The organism is Streptomyces sp. NPDC050528, assembly GCF_044457795.1.
Taxonomy (GTDB): Bacteria; Actinomycetota; Actinomycetes; order Streptomycetales; family Streptomycetaceae; genus Streptomyces.
This window is the reverse complement of the sequence record NZ_JBITHH010000008.1, coordinates 487,720-506,932: the sequence shown is the minus strand read 5'-3', so window position 1 is coordinate 506,932 and position 19,213 is coordinate 487,720. Positions and strand designations below refer to the sequence as shown.

Genomic DNA, 19,213 nt, shown 5'->3' with positions numbered 1-19,213 from the left:
ATGCAGCTCGGACTGATCGGCCTCGGCAAGATGGGCGGCAACATGCGCGAGCGCATCCGCCGCGCGGGCCACACCGTCATCGGCTACGACCGCAACCCCGAGGTCTCCGACGTGAGCGACCTGGCCGAACTGGTCGGCAAGCTCGAAGCGCCGCGCACGGTATGGGTGATGGTCCCGGCCGGTGCCCCGACCCAGTCGGTCGTGGACGAGCTGGGCGAGCTGCTCCAGCCCGGCGATGTCATCGTGGACGGCGGCAACTCCCGCTGGACGGACGACGAGAAGCACGCCGAGGAGCTGGGCGCCAAGGGCATCGGCTTCGTCGACGCGGGTGTCTCCGGTGGTGTGTGGGGCCTCCAGAACGGCTACGCGCTGATGGTCGGCGGTGACCCCGAGAACATCGCGAAGGTGCAGCCGATCTTCGACGCGCTGAAGCCCGAGGGCGAGTTCGGCTTCGTGCACGCCGGCAAGGTGGGCGCCGGGCACTTCTCCAAGATGGTCCACAACGGCATCGAGTACGCCATGATGCAGGCGTACGCCGAGGGCTGGGAGCTGCTGGAGAAGGTGCACTCCGTCACGGACGTGCGCGAGGTGTTCCGCTCCTGGCAGGAGGGCACCGTCATCCGCTCGTGGCTGCTGGACCTGGCGGTCAACGCCCTTGACGGCGATGAGCACTTGGACAAGCTCAAGGGCTACGCCGAGGACTCCGGCGAGGGCCGCTGGACCGTCGAGGCGGCCATCGACAACGCCGTGCCGCTGCCCGCGATCACGGCCTCCCTCTTCGCGCGGTTCGCGTCCCGTCAGGACGACTCCCCGCAGATGAAGATGATCGCCGCCCTGCGCAATCAGTTCGGCGGCCACGCCGTCGAGTCCAAGTAGGCCTGCCGTGGGGGATCTTCTGCTGGTCCGCCACGGCGAGACGGAGTGGAGCGTGTCGGGCCAGCACACCAGCTGGACCGACCTGCCCCTCACCCGGCACGGCGAGGAACAGGCCAAGTCCCTCGCTCCGCTCCTCTCGGACCGGACCTTCGCTCTCGCACTGACCAGCCCGCTCGACCGCGCGATACGCACCGCCGAACTCGCGGGCATCACCGGGGCCGTACCCGACCCCGACCTGCACGAGTGGGACTACGGCGCCTACGAGGGCGTCACCACCGTCGACATCCACCGCACCCGCCCCGACTGGTACTTGTGGACCGACGGCGTACCGCCGGGCCCGGCCGGACACCCGGGCGAGTCCCCGGACGAGATCGGCGACCGGGCCGACCGGGTCCTGAAGCGGGTGGACTCCGCGCTCGTGGACGGTGACGTGATCCTCGTGGCCCACGCCCACTTCCTCCGCGTCCTCACCGCCCGCCGACTGGGCCTCACGGCGGCGGACGGCCGCCTGTTCCAACTGGCCACCGGCACGGTCAGCCGCCTCTCCACCGAGCACGACCGCCCGGTGATCGCGGAGTGGAACACCCGGCCGTAGCAACGGCACAACTCCACGGCCCGGACCGTACGTTGACGTGCGGTCCGGGCCGTTGTCGTCCCCTGTGCCCGCGAGGTCCGCGCGGATAGAGTCCCGCTTGATGGAGATCAACGATCTGACACCGGCCGAGGAACAGGTGTGGCGGGCCTTCCCGTTGGGCGAGTCCGTGGACTTCCGTACGGAGGAGGACGAGGACGTCACCCTCGGCGCCGACTGGGGCCCCGAACGGACCGTCCGCGCCCGGGTGTTGAGGGCTCTGCTGCTCAACGGGCCCCAGGAAGCAGGGGAGATAGCGTCACTGAGCCTGGCGGGTGCCCGGATCACCGGCAGGCTCGATCTTCAGTACGCGACGATCGACCACCCCGTCCGGCTGCGGTACTGCCACTTCGACGAGGTGCCCCGCTTCTACGCCTGCCGACTGCGTGAACTCAACTTCGGCGACTCGGTGTTGCCGGGTCTCACCGCCCATGCGATGCGGGTGGACGGGGTGCTGCGGTTGACGCGGTCCCGGCTCCGCGGGGTGGTGCGGCTGGCCGGGGCGAAGATCTCCGGGAGCCTGTTCATGGAGGGCGCGGAGATCATCGCCCCGGACGCGGATGAGCCGGTGCTCCAGCTCAACCAGGCGGCCGTCGGCGACGATCTCCGGGCGACCGGGCTGCGCACACAAGGTCAAATTCGCCTCACCGGGGCGAGCGTCTCCGGGTCGGTCCACCTCAACACCGCGCACCTCTCCAACCCCGGCGGCTCCGCCGTCGACGCCGAAGTCCTCGTCGTGGAGGGCAACATCCTGCTCCGGCATGCCGTCGTGGAAGGCTGGGTCGGCCTGCGCGGCGCCCGGATCGCGGGCCGGCTCGACCTGTCGTACACGACGCTGTCGAACCCCGGCGGGCCGGCGCTGCTGGCGGGCAGCAGCACCATGGGGGAACTCTGGCTGCGCCAGAGCCCGCCCGCCCAGGGCGGTGTCATGCTGCGCAATGCCCAGATCGACGTCCTTCTGCTGGAGCCGGACGTCCTGCCGGACCAGGTCTTCCTGACCAGCTTCGCCTACACCTCGCTCATCCCGCACGAACCCGCCGAACGCCGGCTGACCATGCTGGAACGCGACGGCGACGGCTATGTCCCGCACGCCTACGAGCAGTTGGCGGCCGCCTACCGCCGGATCGGCGACGACGGCGCCGCCCGCCACGTCCAACTCGCCAAGCAGCGCCGCCTGCGCGGTACCCATCCCTGGTACGGCCGCGTGTGGGGCTACGTCCAGGACGCCACCGTCGGCTACGGCTTCCGCCCGCTCCGTGCCTGCGCCTGGCTGCTGTCCCTGCTGGCGATCGGCTCCCTCGCGTACGGCCTGCACCACCCGCACGCCCTCAAGGCGTCCGAGGCCCCGCACTTCAACCCGGTGTTCTACACGCTCGACCTGCTGCTGCCGGTGATCTCCTTCGGCCAGGAGGAGGCGTTCGCGCCGAACGGCTGGTACCAGTACCTCTCCTACGCCCTGATCATCACCGGCTGGATCCTTGCCACGACGGTCGTCACCGGCGTGACCCGGACCGTCAGCCGCCAGTGAGCCGCCTCGCCGCGTGCTGGGCGGCCAGCCGCACCGGCGCGTTCTGGGCGCCGTAACCCCGGTAGCCCGGCTCGCGCTGGACCAGTTCGAAGAAGACCCGCCCGACCGTCCGCGTGTAGCAGTGCCGGAACTCACCGCCCGCGTCCCGGTCGTAGAGGATCCCGAGGTCTTTGTACGTGTCCAACTCGCCCTCGGCGAAGTCGAATCGGGCCGCGAGGTCATCGTAGTAGTTCGCGGGCATGCGGAGGAGTTGGCCGCCGGAGTCGCGGAAGCGGCGGGCCGCGGTGACCACGTCCTCCGTCGCGAGGGCGATGTGCTGGGCGTGGGCGCCGTCGTCACCGGGGGCCGCGCCGACGCTCAACGCGATACGGACGCTGCCGTCGGGGGTGGTGACGGCGCGGCTGCGCAGCAGGCCGTAGGGGTCGGCGACGTCGACGCTCTCCTGGGCGTGGAGCCCAAGGACGCTGCGGTGGAAGAGGGTTGCCTCGTCGAAGTGGTGCCAGGGTTGGGTGAGGGCGAGATGGTCGATGCCCTGGATGCCTGTCCCTGCGGGCAGTTGGACCGTGGTGTCGGTGAAGTCGGCTCGCCAGCCCGGCAGTTCGGGGGTGCTGCGGGCGCAGAAGAAGAGTTCCGTGCCGTCCGGCGCGGCCACGGCGTCGAGTTGGGCGTCCTCCGGTGTACGGCGGCGGGGCAGGACCGGGGCGAGGAGGGCCTCGGCGCGGCGGGCGGCGCCCTCGGGGTCGGGTGATTCCAGGCCGATCGCCGCGAGGGTCGTGCCGTCCCGGCGCAGGGCGGGGCCGGTGTTGACCAGGATGCGGGCCTCGCCCTGTTGCCACAGGTCCACGGGTTTGCCGTGGTGGCGGGCGGTGCGGGTGAAGCCGAGGGCGCCGAGGAGGGCCGAGACGGGTTCCGCGTCGGGGGTGACGAGTTCGGCGAAGGCAATGCCCGTGGGGACGACGGGAGTTGGGGGCTCCCGTACGCCTACCGTCTCCTGGAGGACCAGCAGCGAGCGTTGGGCGTCGACCGCTGTCGGGCCCGCTTCCGCCTGCCGGAACACGTCGTTGAAGACCTCCAGCGAGAGCGGGCCGTCGTAGCCGGCGGTCAGGACGTGCCGGACGAGTCCGGCGACGTCGAAGCCGCCCTGGCCGGGGAAGCAGCGGTAGTGACGGCTCCATTGCAGGACGTCCATCGCGAGCAGTGGGGCGTCGGCGAGCTGGAGGAAGAAGATCTTCTCGCCGGGGATGTCCTCGATGCCCTTGGGATCGGAACCCCGGGACAGGATGTGGAAGCTGTCGAGGCAGGTGCCGAGTGCGGGGTGGTCGGCGCTCTCGACGATGCGCCAGGCGTGGTCGTACGTGCTGACGTGCCGTCCCCACGCGAGCGCCTCGTAGGCGACGCGGACGCCGAACTCCTGTGCCAGGTCGGCGAGTCGGCTGAGCTGGGCGGCGGCGAGGGCGTCGTCGTCCTCGGCGAGCGGGGAGACGCTGGAGCAGACGAGGACGGTGTCGGTGCCGAGCCTGCGCATCAGCTCGAACTTGTGCCGGGCGCGGCGCAGGTTGCGGGCGAACTCGGTCTCGGGCACGGCCTCGATGTCCCGCATCGGCTGGTAGAGGTCGATGGTCAGGCCGAGGTCGGCGCACCGGGCGCGGATCTCCTCGGGCGTGAGCGGGCTGGCGAGGAGGTCGTTCTCGAAGATCTCGACGCCGTCGAAGCCGGCCCGGGAGGCGGCGGTGAGCTTCTCGGTGAGGGAGCCGCTGAGGGAGACGGTGGCGATGGACGTGCGCATCGGAGTACCTCTCAATTTCGCTGCGGGCACGGCTATTTCGGCGTGGGCACGGCACCGGCCAACTCGGCGATGTCCGCGAGCATGCGCGCGCTGTCGGGTTCCCGGCCCGTGAACAGGCGGAACGCGTCCGCCGCCTGGAAGACCGCCATGCCACCGCCGTCGAGGGTGGCGCAGCCCAACGCGCGGGCCAGGCTGAGCAGTTGCGTCTCCAGGGGGCGGTAGACGACCTCGGCGACCCACAGCGAGGAGTCCAACAGGCGGGCGGGGAAGGGCAGTCCTGGGTGGGCGGCCATCCCGGTGGGCGTGGCGTGGACGATGCCGTCGGCGGCGGCGAGCAGTTCGGGCAGCCGGTCGGGGGTGGCGCCGGCCGCGCGGCCCGGGCCGAAGTGGCGGTTCAGGGAGTCGGCGAGGGCGTCGGACCGTTCCGGCAACGCGTCCACGACGGTGACGCGCTCGGCGCCGAGGGTGAGCGTGGCGTGCGCGACGGCCGCGCCCGCGCCGCCCGCGCCGAGCTGGACGACGCGTTCCATGGGCGCGTCGGGCAGTCCGCGCGCGAAGGAGGCCGCGAAGCCGGTGACGTCCGTGTTGTGGCCGATCGCGCGGCCGTCCGCCTCGAAGACGACGGTGTTGACCGCGCCCAGCGCCTCGGCCTGCGGGGCGAGTCCGTCGAGGTGCTCGACGACGAGCTGCTTGCAGGGGTGGGTGATGTTGAGGCCGTCGAAGCCCAAGTCGCGGGCGGCGCGCACCAGTTCGCCCACCGCCTCCGGGCCGACGCCTAGCACGTCGAGGTCGATGAGACGGTACAGGTAGCGCAACCCCTGCCGGTCGGCCTCGCGCTCGTGCAGGGCCGGGCTGAGGGAGGGACCGATACCGGAACCGATCAGCCCGACGAGATACGAGTCGACGGGAGACGGTTCCTTGAAGACGTCGGCCACGACGGCCCTCCTGAGTGGCTCACTAATGTACGAACTAGTACGTTAGCTATATCAGCATCGTCGGCCCACGGGAAGTCCCCGGCCGCACACTCGGGAAGCCCCGCAGCGGACTCGACCGACCGCCGCCGTCCGGCCCTTCTACAATCGGCCGCACACCGCGCCCGCGCCCGAACGAAGCCAAGGATCCCGATGACCAGCGTCGAAGAACCGGCACGACCGAACGGGCGGATCCGCGACGCCGCCCGCACCAAGGCCGAGATCCTCGACGTGGCCACCCACGAGTTCGCCCGGGCCGGCTACGACGGCGCCCGCGTCGACGAGATCGCCGCCCGCACCCGCACCACGAAGCGGATGATCTACTACTACTTCGGCGGCAAGGAACAGCTCTTCACGGCCGTCCTGGAACGGTCCTACGGCGTGATCCGCGAGGCCGAACGCGGCCTGGACGTCGAGCACCTGGACCCGGTCGCGGCCATCCGCCGGCTCGCGGAGCTGACCTTCGACCACCACGAGCAGCACCCGGACTTCATCCGCCTGGTGTCGATCGAGAACATCCACGGCGCCGAGCACATCGCCGCGTCCGAGAAGCTCGGGAAGATCGGCTCGCCCGCCCTCGACGTGATCCGCCGCATCCTGGAGGCGGGCCAGAAGTCCGGCCTGTTCACGGCCGACGTGGACGCCGTCGACCTGCACGCGATGATCAGTTCCTTCTGCTTCTTCCGGGTCGCCAACCGGCACACCTTCGGCGCCCTGTTCGGCCGCGACCTGGTGGCACCGGCCCAGCGCGAGCACTACCGAACCATGCTGGGCGACATGGTGATCGCCTACCTGACGGCGGAGCGGGCAACGGACTGAAGTCGCCCGACGCCCCCTCTTGACACCCGGGAAACGCGAGCGCAACATCCCTACCCACCGAGACTAACTACCCAGTGGGTTAATTAGCCGCGACCCGGCGCCGACATCCCCCGCTCCCCGTCACCCCCTCCGCTCGTTCCCCGTCACCGCTCACTCCGCCCACGCCGGAGTTCCCCCGAAGGAGCAAGCCGTGTCCGTCCCCGCCAAAGCCGTCGGGCAGCCGAAGAAGGCGGCCACCGCCGCCTGGATCGGCAGCGCCTTGGAGTACTACGACTTCTTCATCTACGGCAGCGCCGCCGCCCTGATCTTCCCGAAGGTCTTCTTCGACGACTCGGACCCGGCGACCGCGACCCTGCTCTCCCTCGCGACCTTCGGTGTCGCCTACGCGGCCCGGCCGGTCGGGGCGCTGTTCCTCGGGCACTTCGGCGACCGGGTGGGCCGTAAGAAGATCATGATCTTCACGCTGCTGCTGATGGGCCTGTCGACGTTCCTCATCGGCTGTCTGCCCACCCGTGCCCAAGTCGGCGGCCTGGCCCCGGTGTTGCTCGTGCTGTGCCGGGTCCTCCAGGGCATCTCGGCGGCGGGCGAGCAGGCGAGCGCCAGTTCCATGACGCTGGAGCACGCGCCGGCGAACCGGCGCGGTTTCTTCACCAGTTTCACGCTGGGCGGCACCCAGGGCGGCCAGCTCATCGCGACCCTCGTGTTCCTCGCCGTGGCCCAACTCCCGGACGAACAGCTGCTGTCGTGGGGTTGGCGCGTTCCCTTCTGGGCGAGCGTGCTCGTCGCGGTCGCGGGGTACTTCATCCGCCGCAACCTCCAGGAGACCCCGGCCTTCGCCGAGCAGGCGGCGACCGAGGGCGTCGTAAAACTGCCCCTCGTGGTCCTGCTGCGCGAGTACTGGGCGGACGTTCTGCGGGTGATCGCGGGAGCCCTCATCGCCTCGGTCTCCACGATCTTCACCGTCTGGGCGCTGGCCTACGCGACCAGCGACTCGGTCGGCATGTCCCGCTCGTCGATGCTGTGGGTGGGCGCGCTGGCCAACCTCGTCGCGCTCGCCGCGATCCCTCTGTGGGCCACCCTGTCCGACCGCATCGGCCGTCGCCCGGTGTATCTGATCGGCGCGGTCGGCAGCGCGATCACGATGTTCCTCTACCTCTGGGCCATCTCGACGGGCTCCTACGCCCTCACCCTGATCCTCGGCATCGTCGCCTTCGGCGTGGTCTACAGCGCCGCGAACGGCGTATGGCCCTCCTTCTACGGCGAGATGTTCTCGACCCGGGTCCGGCTGTCCGGCGTGGCCATCGGCACGCAGATCGGCTTCGCGGTGGCCGGGTTCGCGGTCACGTTCGCCGCGCGGATCGCGGGTCCGGACGGTACGGACTGGTCGTCGGTGGCGCTGTTCACGGCGGCGCTGTGCGTGCCGCCGGTGATCGCCGCGATCTCGGCCCGCGAGACCCACACGGTCCCGACGGAACTGCTCGGCACCCGGTCGCCCCGGGAGGCGTCACAGCCTGAGACGGTGACGGCCTGACCGGCGCTCCTCAACTACCGCTCCCCCGGGCTCCGTTGACTCGGCTGCTCGGGGGGTCGGTTTTCCGAGGTCCAAGTAGACGTTTTTGATCCCTGGCCGGCGTCACCGGACGAACACACCTCGCGCCGGGCCGGGCGGACTGTCGTCCGCTGTCCTCATCCGCGAAATGCCCGACGGATGCCTACCAGGTCGTGAAAGCGAGCGTCATCGGATCGGGGGTTGTGTCGCTCGCGAAGTAGCCGCTGCCCGTGTGCAGGAAGAACCGCCCGTTGTCGTACACCATGGGCTCCTTGGCATCGGTTCTGATCAACGAGTGCAGCGAGCTGTTGAGCGACAGCTCGTTGGGCATCTCCATCAACGTGGTGCTCTTGCCGGTGGCGGGGTCCAGGCGCAGGACCCGGGCGGGGGCGCTGGGTTCGGCCTCCTGCGCGGCGACGAGGGCCTTGCCGTCGGCGCGCACCGGAACGAGGGTCGAGTCGTCCGAGGCCGAGAAGCTGCGGATGGCCTTGCCGGTGGTCAGGTCGAACGCGGTGATCCGGTTGCCCGCGGTGAAGCTGTGGGGGTCGCTGCCGAGGTAGGCGGTGTCGCCGCTCACGACCGTGGCGCCACAGCCGCCGGCCTCACCGCACCCCGCGACGTAGTCGTCGCCGAGGGAGATGGTGGATTGCACCTTGCCCTCGTCGGAGACGGTGACCAACTGGTCGGCGTCCAGGCCTTTGTCGTTCTGGAGCAGGCCGAGCACGAGCGGCTCGCTCGACACCAGCCAGGCGCCCTTGGCCTTCGGCACCTCGTACCGCCACGTCGCCTTGCCGGTGCCCGGATCGCGCTCGCCGATACGGAACTTCATGCCGGCGGAGGTCTTGCAGTAGGACAGGGTGAGGAGTTCCGCACCGCCGAGGTGCTCCTCCTGGGTACAGCCGTCGGCCGGGGCGGTCCACGCGGGGGCGCCGGTGGAGGTGTGGTAGGCGGCGGACCCTTCGGGCCAACCGGCCGCCGCCACGGTGTCGCTGATCGCGACGTTCAGCCCGAGCCCGTCGGTGACGCTCTCGTCGGTGATCGGCTTCTCCCAGACCTTGACGCCCTTGTTCACGTCGATCACCGCGAACCGCGTGCAGTAACTCTTGTCGCTGTCCTTGGTCGCGTGGAACACGACGGCGACGAGACCGGCGGAGGTCACGGTGCGGGAGGCCCCGCAGAGCCCGCCGGAGAGCGGGACGGTCCAAACGCGCTTGCCGGTGGTCGGGTTGTAGCCGGTGACGGCCTCCTCGGCGCCGGTGGCGAAGACGCGGGAGGTGAGCCAGGTTCCGGGAGTCTGGATGTAGTCGTCGGCGCTCTTCGGCTTGGGCGGGTCGACGTTCAGGAACTCCCGGCCGTTGATGGTGGTCGGGGTGGGCGTGGGGGTCGGGGAGGTGGCGGTCGACTTGCCGTCCGAGTGGGTGGAGTCGTCGCCTCGCAGCATGAGAACCGTGCCGGTGGCGAGGAGAGCCAGGACGGCGGCCACTGCGCAGAGTACGAGCGGCAGGCGCCGACCACGGCCGGGCGGTTGCTGAGGCGGAGGCGGAGGCGGGAACTGCGCCTGGGCATAAGGATTCTGAGCGTTTGGCAGAGGGCCCGGCTGTGGCTGCTGAGGGGGCTGGTAGGGGCCGTAGGACTGAGGGGGTTGATACGGTCCGGCCTGCTGGGGGTAGGGGGGCGGCTGCGGAGGCTGGCCTTGCGAGGGAGGCGGCATGGGCGGCTGCGACATGGGGTGCTGTTCTCCTTCGCGCGGGCGCATGACTACGCGGGGCGCGCGACTCGGCGTGGACGACGGGACCATTTTTGCAGGTGTGATCATCCTGACGCCACGAGGGTGGCCGGGCGCCGGTCGAGGCACCCCACGCGAGCCGCTGCTCAATGCCGAACGATATGTTCCGGAGCCGCAGCCCTCGGCCTACCTTCAAAAGGCCTACTGAGGATGGGGCGTTCAGCCCGTCTCGGAGCCTCGGTAGGCGTACATGTCGGCGAGGAACTTCCGGCGAAGAGCGCGAGGCTGCCGGTGACGGGGCGGTAGAGGGGGTCGTCGCCGCTGGTGCCGTTGTTGTCGAGGGACTCGGCGACGCGGGTGAAGCCGTAGGGGAAGTGGTCGTGGGTGCTCCAGATCGACAGCCGGTGGGGTCGATGCCGACGCGGTGGCCGTAGAGGCCGTCCCGGCGGGAGCCGTGGCGCTCGTACACGGCGACCGAGACACCGGCCTTGAGTGTCAAACGAAAACAGGGGCCTGGACCCTCCCCTCGCGCGGGCAACCCGTTGACAGATGACGTTTCGCGCAAGAACATCGGCCGGAACGAGCAGAAAAGAACAGCGCGGCTGCACGGCAACACCATGGCTCTCCCGTCCCCCGCAGAAGGACATGAGTGGTGCGCATCTTTTCCGGCAAGTTCGGCTGCCTCCTCGCGACCGCCCTGACCGTGGCGTTCCTGCCGTCGACGGCCCACGGCACCCCGACGACAGCGCCGGGCCGCGCGACGGTCTCCGAGTCCTCGACCGGGGTGTCGCTGAAGGTCCCGCCGGGCCCCGGCTCCCCCGGTTACTCGGTCACCGTGCCGACCACCGGTCAACTCGCCCTCACCACAAGAAGATCGGGCCGCACGGTCCTCGCCACGGCCGCCGACGCCCTCCGCTTCAGGGCCGGTTCAGGATCCGACTGGCAGCACGCGACGACCCTCACCGGCTGGAGCTGGCAGGCGGGCGTGCTCACCCTGACGGCCGACACGACCCTCCCGGGCACGACGGTCGAGGCCCGGCTCACCCCCACCGCCGACCGCTACCAACTCGACTGGGACGTCAGGGGAGTTGAAGCGAAAGAACTCGGTCTCACCTACGGCCTCTCCCCCTCCGGGCACTGGTACGGCCACGGCGAGACCACCACTCCCTCCGGCGGGCCGTACACCGACCAGCCGTGGCCGCTGGACGCCGGGCAGGTCGAGCAGCCGGACTTCGGCCCGGCGTCGTACCAGATGGTGGATCCCTTCTGGTACACGGAGAGTTCGGCCGGCCTGTACGTCGACACCGGCGACACGATGGACGTCTCCCTGAACGCCGGCCAGGACGGCCTGGCCCGTTTCGGCGTCGACTCGGGCGGCACCTACAAGGCCACGGTGTTCGTCGAGTCGACACCGCGCGCGGTCTACGACGACTACATCGGCATCGTCGGCACACCGCGCCAGAGCGACGCGACGTACGAGCAGTACGCGAAGCCGCTGTGGAACTCCTGGGCGCAGTTCTACACGGGCGTGAACCAGGAGAAGCTCCTCGCCTACGCAACCGCCCTGCACGACAAGAGACTTGGCGGGCACACGGTCCAGCTGGACGACAAGTGGGAGTCCAACTACGGCAACATGACCTTCGACCCGAAGGCCTACCCGGACCCCAAGGCGATGTCGGCCCACATCCACGCCCTGGGCTACGACTTCGGCCTCTGGGTCACCCTCTGGATCAACCTCGACTCCACCAACTACCAGTACGCGGCCGACCACGACTACCTCCTCCACGACGCGGCCGACCCGACGAAACCGTGCACGGTCACCTGGTGGAACGGCACCGCCGGAATCGTCGACCTCGGCAACCCGGCCGCGAAGGCCTGGTACCAGGGCAACTTGAAGACGTTGATGGACACGTACGACGTCGACGGCCTCAAGTTCGACACCCGCTTCTTCGACAACCGGTGCGCCCCGCGCGCGGGTTACACCGGCACCGACTACCAGCGCCTCGGCTCCCAACTCGCCGACTCCTACGACCTCCAGGGCGCCGGCATCCGCGTCCACTGGGGCAGCGCCGCGCACGAATCCGGCTTCGTCGTCCGCCAGATCGACAAGGGCACCGGCTGGAACTCCCTCCAGGCGTCCGTCTCCCAGAACCTCGCGCTGTCCACCATCGGCTACCCGTTCGTCGAGACCGACATGATCGGCGGCTCCCTGGGTCAACCCGCCCCGACGAAGGAGGTGTTGGTGCGGTGGGCGCAGTCGTCGTCGTACATGCCGCTGATGTACGCGTCGACCTCCCCCGCGGGCACCACGGATGTGACGACCGGTCAGCAGGTGCCCTACGACAACCAGACGGTCGCCCTGTACCGCGAGGCGATCGCCCGTCACGAGCGGCTGGCGCCGTACATCTGGGACCAGGTGCAGCGCACGGTGAAGACGGGCGATCCGATCGTGCGGCCGCTGTTCTTCGACTTCCCTCAGGACAAGGCGAGTTACACGATCTCCGACGAGTGGATGCTGGGCCCGGCGGTCCTCGCGGCGCCGAATCTCACCGCGTCGCCCACGCGGGACATCCATCTCCCTGCGGGCACGTGGTACGACGTCAACCGGGGTAGGACGGTGAAAGGCCCGGTGACGCTCACGTCGTACGCGACGCCGCTGACGGTGACACCGGCCTTCGTGAACCTGCGTGCGCGGGGCGCCGCCAAGGCACTCGCCGCCCTGCGCCGCCAGTGAGGGCCTCCGCGTGCCCCGGCCGATTTCAGGGGCGGCCGGTGCACGCGGGCCCGGGGCTGACTATCGTTGCCCGATCACACGTGCGAAAGGTGGTCGAGGGGCGTGACGGGGGCCGAGGAGTGGATACGGGTGCCGGTCGGCGACGACGCCGGGCGGTGGGCGACGCGGGCACACAGCCGCAAGGTGCTGTTCGTCGTGCACAACGTGACGTCCGCGACGCGGCTCCTCGATGTACTGCCGCTGTTCCACGACGACTTCCGGGTGCAGCTGCTGGTGACGTGCACGGGGTCGTCGGCGTTCCGGGCGGGTGTCGCGGAGTTGCTGGCGGAAACGGGGGTGCCGGTGGTGCCGTGGGAGCAAGCCGTGCGGACATCGGTCGATTTGGCGGTGTCGGCGAGCTTTGGCGGTCAACTCCAGGCATTTTCAGGTGTATTGGCCGTGTTGTCACACGGTGTCGGATACACTAAGAGGCTGGGGACACCCAACACCCAACACCCAACACCCAACACCCGGCGGCGAGGCGGCGGAAGCGGCGCCTCCGGTTTTCGGGATGTCGCCCGAGTGGTTGCTCGACGAAAGCGGCCGGCCTCTCGCGGACGCGCTGGTGCTGTCGCACCCCGAGCAGCTGGACCGGCTGCGCGCCATCTGCCCCGAGGCCGCGTCCACGGCCGTACTCGCCGGTGACCCCTGCTGGGACCGCATGCTCGCGGCCCGCCCGTACCGGGAGCGCTACCGACGGGCACTCGGCGTCGGACACGGTCAACGGCTGGTGGTACTCAGCTCCACCTGGAACGCGGATTCCCTGTTCGGCGACGACGTCCTACCCTCCCTGCTCCCCCGCCTGACCTCCGAACTCCCCCTGGACGAGTACCGTCTCGCCGCCGTCCTGCACCCCAACATCTGGCACGGTCACGGCCCCGGCCAGATCCGCGCCTGGCTCGACCGCGCCCGCCGCGCCGGCCTCACGCTCATCGACCCCCTGCACGGCTGGCGCCAGGCACTGCTCGCGGCCGACGCTGTCATCGGCGACCACGGCTCGGTGACCTACTACGCCGCCGCACTGGGCACCCCCGTCCTCCTCGGCGCCGCACCCCTCGCGGGCCTCGCCCCGGACGCCCCGGTACACGCCTTCGTCCGTACGGCACCCCGACTGGACCCTGCACTCCCGCTGCGCCGCCAACTGTCCCAACTCATCGACGGACACAGCCCGTTGCCCGAACCCGCCGCCTTCATCAGCTCCGTACCGGGCGAGTCGGCGCCCCGCCTCCGGCGCCTCTTCTACGACATGATCGGCGTCCCCGAACCCGACGCGCCCGCACTGCTCGAACCGCTCCCGCTCCCGCCGTTCGAGCCGGCGGCCCACACGGTCCCGCTCCAAGTGCTGACGAAGCTGCTGGGCTCGGGCGAGGTCTCGGTCGTCCGGCACGCAGGTCCGCACGCGGCGCCCGACGGCACGGGCGAGGCCCACACGGCGGTGCACGAGGACACTCGTGAGCAGTCCCAACTCTCCCTGGCCGACGTGGTGTTCCGCCACGGCGCGGCCGACGATCCGCGCTTCGGATCACCCGCGCTCTGGACGACGGAGACACTCGCCCGGCACCCGCAGTGCGCCCTCGCCGCGTACATCACCGGCCCCGGCACCTGCACGGTCCGCACCTCGGACGACACCCTGCTGCACCTGCGCGCCGAGCCGGGCGCGGACGCCGAACCGGCGGCCTACGCCTCGGCCCTCCACGCCTGGCTCGCGTCCGGCAAGTCACTGAACGAGGTCGTCACCCAGGGGTTGACCGTGCACACAGGAGGGGCTGTTCACCGGGTCGGGGTCACTCGCGACTAGCCCTCGCAGCGCTCCCGCAGCCCGCGCAGATACTCCAGGTGCTGTTCGGCCTTCTCGTCGCGGAGGGCGGTGGTCGCTTCGTCGATCAGGGTGCGGGCGGTCGTGAACTCGTCGCTGTTCAGGCGGGTTTCGGCGAGGTCGGTGAGGGTGCGGGCCGTGTTGTAGGCCTCGCCGCTCGCGCGGAAGAAGGCCAGGGCGCGGTCCAGGCGCTCCATGGCCTCGGTCTGGCGGCCCAGACCGCGCAGGGCGCGGCCGCGGTGGCGTTCCAACAGGGCGCGGGCGCGCGGCAGATCGGGGGCGCCCTCGTCGTCGGGGCCGATGCCGTCCAGGATGAGGTACGCCTCGTCGAAGGCCGCGTACGCCTCGTCGAAGCGCCACTGGCGCAGCCGGAGCAGACCGAGGAACTCGACGGCGGAGACATGGCCGCGTACATGCCCTCCCGCCTGTTCGTCCCGTGCCGCCGCGAGCGCTTCGGGTTCCGCCTCGTCCCAGCGCCGCAACTCCATGAGGCTGTGGGCGAGTTGGGCGTGCAGAGCACCGGCGGTGCGGGTGCCGGGGAAGTGGGAGTCCGCCGTACGGACACCGGACTGCAGCGCGGGAAGCAGGATGTCGTGGTGGCCCGCCTTGAGTTGGAGCGGCCACAGCGCCTGGCCCAGCAGGACGACGGTGTTCCAGTCGCCGAACTCCTCGGCGGCATGCACCGCTTGGACCAGGTTGGGTGCCTCGGCGGCCAGCGCGGCTACGCCCGCGCCCCGGTTCTCGTACGACAGCGGGGTGGGCGCGGCCGGGACGCGCCAGCTCTCGGGCAGCGCGGCCTGTGCTGCGGCGAGGGCGAGTTGCAGGTACCCCTCGACGGTGCGGGACACGGCGGCGGAGCAGGCGGCGATGCCGTCCACGGCGGCGGCCGTGCGGGCGGCGTGCGCGCGGACGGCGGGCCGGTAGCGGTAACGGCCGTCCTCCGTAAGCTCGATGAGCAGAGCGCCGGCCAACTCGTCGAGGAGCCGGGCGGCTTCGGCCTCGTCGGTGCCCGCGGCGCGGGCAGCAGCGGCGGCGTCGAGAGCGGGCCAGTCGTACAGGCCGGTCAGTCGGTAGAGGCGGGCGGCGTCCGGGGCCAGCAGGCGGTACGAGTCCTCGACGGCGGAACTCACCGGGTCGCTCTCGGGCCCGGCCGACGACTCCGGCGGTACGGGCGGTGCGGTCAGCCGGGGTGCGGCGGCACGCAGTGCGTAGGGCGACCCGGCACAGCGGTCCAGTACGGCGGGCAGGGTGGCGCGGGCGGCGCTGACCGCGGGTTTGCCGACCAGCTCGGTGAGCAGCCGCTTCGCGTCCCGGCGACCCAGCGGGCCGACCGGGATCCGCAGGGCGTCGAGGCCGATGAGCGGATTCCGCGCGACGACGAGGGTGACCACGTCCGGCGCCGGTGCGAGCAGCGGGTGGACTTGAGCGGCGGAGCGGGCGTGATCCAGCACCACGAGCACGCGGCGGTCGGTCAGGGAGCGCCGGAACAGGGCGGTGCGGTCGGCGATCGACGGCGGTATGTCCTCGTCGCGCAGGCCGAGTTGGCGCAGCAGCGTGGCCAGCACCGGTTCGGGGCCGAGCGCGCGCAGGTCGGCGTAGAGCTGACCGTCGGGGAAGCGGGCCGCCTGTCGTGCGCCCCAGTGGAAGGCGAGGGTGCTGGTGCCGATGCCCTCGGGGCCGTGAAGGAGCGCGAGCCGGGGGCGGCCGTCGTAGGCGCGGCTCGCCTCCTTGTCCAGGAGTTTCAGGGCGTCCTGACGGTCCGTGAAGGAACGGGGTGCCGAGGGGAGGCAGTGGTGTCCCGGACCGGTGACGGGCCCGGGAACGCGGATGCCTCGTGCGAACCGGGTCCAGGCGAGGGCGAGTTCGGGGTCGCCGTGGACGCGGTCGTGGACCATGCGGGCGATCGCGTCGACTTCGTCGGGGGTGGCCGGTGCCGTCACCTCGTGTCCGGCGAGGCGACGGACCATTCCGCCGGCGGACTCCCAGGCCAACTTGCCTGCCTCACTGGCCATTCCGGAGCCGACGGCCCCGAACACCGCACCGATGGCGCCCGTGGACAGCAGATCCATCACGTCGTGCACTCCCCCGTCGTCCGCCCACCGCACAGCGGATCAACCCTAGCGCCAGTGAGGGATGGTGACGATGGGTCACCCCTGTCCGGAGTGGATCACCCCTGCCCGGAATGGATCATCGGCTCGCGCGAGGGCTCAACTCCGTTTGTCCGCCGCCGGAATCCCGTACGCCCGCTCCACCCGCAACCGCAGCACCAGCCGCCGGTCCCGCACCATCGCCTCCCGATAGTCGTCCCAGTCCGGATGCTCGCCGAGGACATCGCGGTAGAGCCGGATGAGCTCCTCGACCGTGTCGTCGTGCGGGTCGGCCGCGACCGGAGTCAGGTCGGCCGTGCCCTCGGCGACCGTGTAGGCCCAGCGGTCGGCACTGGTCACGTGGTACGAGGCGCGGGGGTCCCGACGCAGGTTGCGGGTCTTGGCGCGGTCGTCGGTGATCGAGACGCGGATGATCCGCTCGTCGGGGTAGTAGGCGTGGCTGACGTTCGACAGCTGGGGCCGACCGTCGCTCTTGAGGGTGACCAGCACCCCGCCATGACCGGCGGAGAGCAGTCGGAGCAGTGCGTCCTGCGTCGCGTCGTGAGTCATGCGTTCATCAACCGTGTGAAGCAGGTCACGCATTCCCCGAACCGAAGGTCAGCGAGTAGACACTGTCTACGATTCGTTGGTAGACAGTGTCTATGAGCGTGAGCGAACCGGAAGCAGGACTACGCGGCCGCCTGGTCGACGTGGGTGTGGAACTGGTGTCGCAGGAAGGCGCGCAGGCCCTCACCCTGCGAGAGATCGCCCGGCGGGCCGGCGTCTCGCACGGGGCACCCCGCCGCTACTTCCCCACCCACCTGGAACTCCTGTCCGCCATCGCCCGGCGCGGCTTCGCCGACCTGGGCGAGCGGGCGACGAGAGCCCTCGGCGTGACTGACGTGACTTTAGCAAGTCCGCGCGCGCAGCTGGCAGCGTTGAGCCACGTCTATCTGGAGTTCGCGCTCGACAACCCCGGCATGTACGAGTTGATGTTCCGTCATGACCTGCTGGAGAGCGGGCACTTGGGGCTGCGGGACACCAGCCTGCCCTTGTTCGGCGTCCTGGTGGATCTGGTCGGCCGGGCGCGTCCCGACGTGGACGCCCGCCTCGTAGCGGGCGCGTTGTGGGCGAACCTGCACGGCGTAGCCCAGCTCTGGCGCTGGGGCAGCCTCCAACTCGCCACCGGCGCCGACGACTTCACCCCCCTGCTGCGCTCGACCCTCGACGCCCACCTGGGTCCGGAGGCCGCCCGATGACGGTTCACCGAAGGCTCGTGCTGGCGAGCAGTGTCGCCGGCGCCGCGATCGTCGCCCTGGACGGGACCGTCCTCACCGTCGTACAGCCCACCCTGCAACGGGAGTTGGGGGCATCCCTCGCACAGGTCCAGTGGACGAGCACCGCGTATCTCGTCGCCGTGGCAAGCCTGCTGGTGTCGGCCGGGCGGATCGGGGACCGGTACGGGCATCAGCGGGTGTTCGGGATCGGGATGCTCGGGTTCGGACTCGCCTCGGCCGGGATCGGGCTGGCACCCGGGGTCGGATGGGTGATCGGACTCCGGGTCGCCCAGGGCGTGTTCGGGGCGCTGTTGCAGCCGGCCACGCTCGGGATGCTGCGCGCCGCGTTCCCGCCCGACCGGCTCGGCATGCCGATCGCCGTACGGACGAGCGTGATCGGAATCGCGGCCGCCGCCGGGCCGTTGGTGGGCGGGGCGTTGGTGGGTGCGGTGGGCTGGCGGGCCGTGTTCTTCCTCAACGTCGTGCCCTCGCTCGTGTTCGGCGTACTCGCCCTCACCGTTCGAGGACCGCGACAACGGCAGGCAGACGGCACCCGTTTCGATCTCCCCGGCGCCCTGCTCCTCGCGCTCTCCCTCGCCTCGCTCATCCAGGCCCTGGTGGATCTCCCCGGTTCCGCCGCCGGCCTCGCGGTGTCCGTGCTCGCGGCCCTCGCCTTCGTACGGCATGAGCGTCGTACGGCACATCCGCTGCTGCCGCCGGACGTCGTCGGGTCGACGGCGATCCGCGGGGCGCTCGGGATGTTGCTCGCCGCGTCGGCCGCGTTCTCCGGGACGCTGTTCGTCGTCACGTATTTCCTGCAGGACACGATGGGACTCGGCCCGTTCCAAAGCGCTCTCCGAGGGCTGCCGTTGGCCGCCGCGATGGTGCTCGCGGCACCCGTGAGCGCCGTGGTGCTGCGCCGGGTCGGAGCCCGTTCGACGGCCGGCGTGGCGATGGCGGTCGTAGCCCTGGCCGTGCTCGTGCTGTCCCGGGCCTCCGGAACGGTCCCGGTATGTGGCGGATTCGCCCTGTTGGGGGCCGGGTTCGGGACGGTGATGGTCGCGGCGACCCAAGTCGTCGTACGGGAGGCGGCCGTCGAATCGGCCGGGGTGGCCGGCGGGCTCAAGCAGACCGCGGTGAACGTGGGGCCGACGCTCGGGGTCGCCGCGGGAAGTGCGCTGATGGCCGCCGGTGGCCGGGAACCGGCGCTCGGAATCCTCGCCGCGGTGGCCCTGACCGGCGCTCTCGCCTGTCTCGCGCTGCCCGGGCGGACAGTCGCGTCGCTCACACATCCCCCCGTTACAGGAGACCGCGCAGGTGTTCCTGCGCGACGATGAGTTCCGAGGTGTCCGGGGCCGGGTATGCGGGACCCCA

The 19,213-nt window shown here is 70.7% G+C and carries 14 protein-coding genes; 9 read left to right on the top strand and 5 right to left on the bottom strand.

The features are described from left to right. The 3 genes from gnd to ACIBK4_RS28830 all read left to right on the top strand — a co-directional run bounded on the left by gnd (nt 1) and on the right by ACIBK4_RS28830 (nt 3,035). Nucleotides 1–876, top strand: a complete 876-nt coding sequence (gnd, locus tag ACIBK4_RS28840) for a phosphogluconate dehydrogenase (NAD(+)-dependent, decarboxylating) (RefSeq protein WP_398999061.1) — start codon at nt 1–3, stop codon at nt 874–876. Nucleotides 877–883: 7 nt separating this feature from the next. After that, nucleotides 884–1,471, top strand: a complete 588-nt coding sequence (locus ACIBK4_RS28835) for a histidine phosphatase family protein (protein WP_398999058.1) — start codon at nt 884–886, stop codon at nt 1,469–1,471. Nucleotides 1,472–1,571: 100 nt separating this feature from the next. Next, a complete protein-coding gene (locus tag ACIBK4_RS28830) occupies nt 1,572–3,035 on the top strand; it encodes a membrane-associated oxidoreductase (RefSeq protein WP_398999056.1) in 1,464 nt (487 codons plus the stop codon). Here ACIBK4_RS28830 and ACIBK4_RS28825 read toward each other — a convergent pair. Together ACIBK4_RS28825 and ACIBK4_RS28820 are read right to left on the bottom strand one after the other, a co-directional pair. Beyond that, nucleotides 3,022–4,821 carry a bifunctional sugar phosphate isomerase/epimerase/4-hydroxyphenylpyruvate dioxygenase family protein gene (locus tag ACIBK4_RS28825; protein WP_398999054.1) on the bottom strand — a complete coding sequence of 600 codons (1,800 nt, stop codon included), beginning with the start codon at nt 4,819–4,821 and terminating at the stop codon, nt 3,022–3,024. The two genes, ACIBK4_RS28830 and ACIBK4_RS28825, sit on opposite strands and share 14 nt — an antisense overlap. A gap of 32 nt (nt 4,822–4,853) precedes the next feature. Beyond that, nucleotides 4,854–5,756: a shikimate dehydrogenase gene (locus ACIBK4_RS28820; protein ID WP_398999052.1), complete on the bottom strand. Its 903-nt coding sequence runs from the start codon at nt 5,754–5,756 to the stop codon at nt 4,854–4,856. Nucleotides 5,757–5,945: 189 nt separating this feature from the next. On the opposite strand from ACIBK4_RS28820, the gene ACIBK4_RS28815 reads away from it, so the two are divergent. Both ACIBK4_RS28815 and ACIBK4_RS28810 read left to right on the top strand, forming a co-directional pair. Beyond that, nucleotides 5,946–6,611, top strand: a complete 666-nt coding sequence (locus ACIBK4_RS28815) for a TetR/AcrR family transcriptional regulator (protein WP_033285796.1) — start codon at nt 5,946–5,948, stop codon at nt 6,609–6,611. A 190-nt stretch (nt 6,612–6,801) separates the two neighbouring features. Continuing rightward, a complete protein-coding gene (locus ACIBK4_RS28810) occupies nt 6,802–8,142 on the top strand; it encodes an MFS transporter (RefSeq protein ID WP_398999049.1) in 1,341 nt (446 codons plus the stop codon). Between the two features lie 181 nt (nt 8,143–8,323). Here the strand turns inward: ACIBK4_RS28810 and ACIBK4_RS28805 are convergent, their stop codons facing one another. Further along, the gene (locus ACIBK4_RS28805; protein WP_398999047.1) at nt 8,324–9,643 is read right to left on the bottom strand and encodes a PQQ-binding-like beta-propeller repeat protein; all 1,320 of its coding nucleotides are present in this window, start codon (nt 9,641–9,643) and stop codon (nt 8,324–8,326) included. A gap of 895 nt (nt 9,644–10,538) precedes the next feature. Between ACIBK4_RS28805 and ACIBK4_RS28800 the strand changes: the two genes are divergently transcribed. Next, nucleotides 10,539–12,620 carry a glycoside hydrolase family 31 protein gene (locus ACIBK4_RS28800; RefSeq protein WP_398999045.1) on the top strand — a complete coding sequence of 694 codons (2,082 nt, stop codon included), beginning with the start codon at nt 10,539–10,541 and terminating at the stop codon, nt 12,618–12,620. 550 nt (nt 12,621–13,170) lie between these two features. Beyond that, nucleotides 13,171–14,457 carry a hypothetical protein gene (locus tag ACIBK4_RS28795; protein WP_398999043.1) on the top strand — a complete coding sequence of 429 codons (1,287 nt, stop codon included), beginning with the start codon at nt 13,171–13,173 and terminating at the stop codon, nt 14,455–14,457. On the opposite strand, the gene ACIBK4_RS28790 is transcribed toward ACIBK4_RS28795, so the two are convergent. Both ACIBK4_RS28790 and ACIBK4_RS28785 read right to left on the bottom strand, forming a co-directional pair. Next, nucleotides 14,454–16,544, bottom strand: coding sequence for a tetratricopeptide repeat protein (locus tag ACIBK4_RS28790; RefSeq protein ID WP_398999041.1), 2,091 nt, complete (start codon nt 16,542–16,544; stop codon nt 14,454–14,456). The two genes, ACIBK4_RS28795 and ACIBK4_RS28790, sit on opposite strands and share 4 nt — an antisense overlap. A 138-nt stretch (nt 16,545–16,682) precedes the next feature. Then, nucleotides 16,683–17,132, bottom strand: coding sequence for a PPOX class F420-dependent oxidoreductase (locus ACIBK4_RS28785; RefSeq protein WP_398999039.1), 450 nt, complete (start codon nt 17,130–17,132; stop codon nt 16,683–16,685). Between the two features lie 98 nt (nt 17,133–17,230). On the opposite strand from ACIBK4_RS28785, the gene ACIBK4_RS28780 reads away from it, so the two are divergent. Both ACIBK4_RS28780 and ACIBK4_RS28775 read left to right on the top strand, forming a co-directional pair. Next, the gene (locus ACIBK4_RS28780) at nt 17,231–17,821 is read left to right on the top strand and encodes a TetR/AcrR family transcriptional regulator (protein ID WP_398999037.1); all 591 of its coding nucleotides are present in this window, start codon (nt 17,231–17,233) and stop codon (nt 17,819–17,821) included. After that, nucleotides 17,818–19,176, top strand: coding sequence for an MFS transporter (locus tag ACIBK4_RS28775; RefSeq protein WP_398999034.1), 1,359 nt, complete (start codon nt 17,818–17,820; stop codon nt 19,174–19,176). The genes ACIBK4_RS28780 and ACIBK4_RS28775 overlap by 4 nt, the downstream gene beginning before the upstream one ends. Nucleotides 19,177–19,213: the final 37 nt, after the last annotated feature.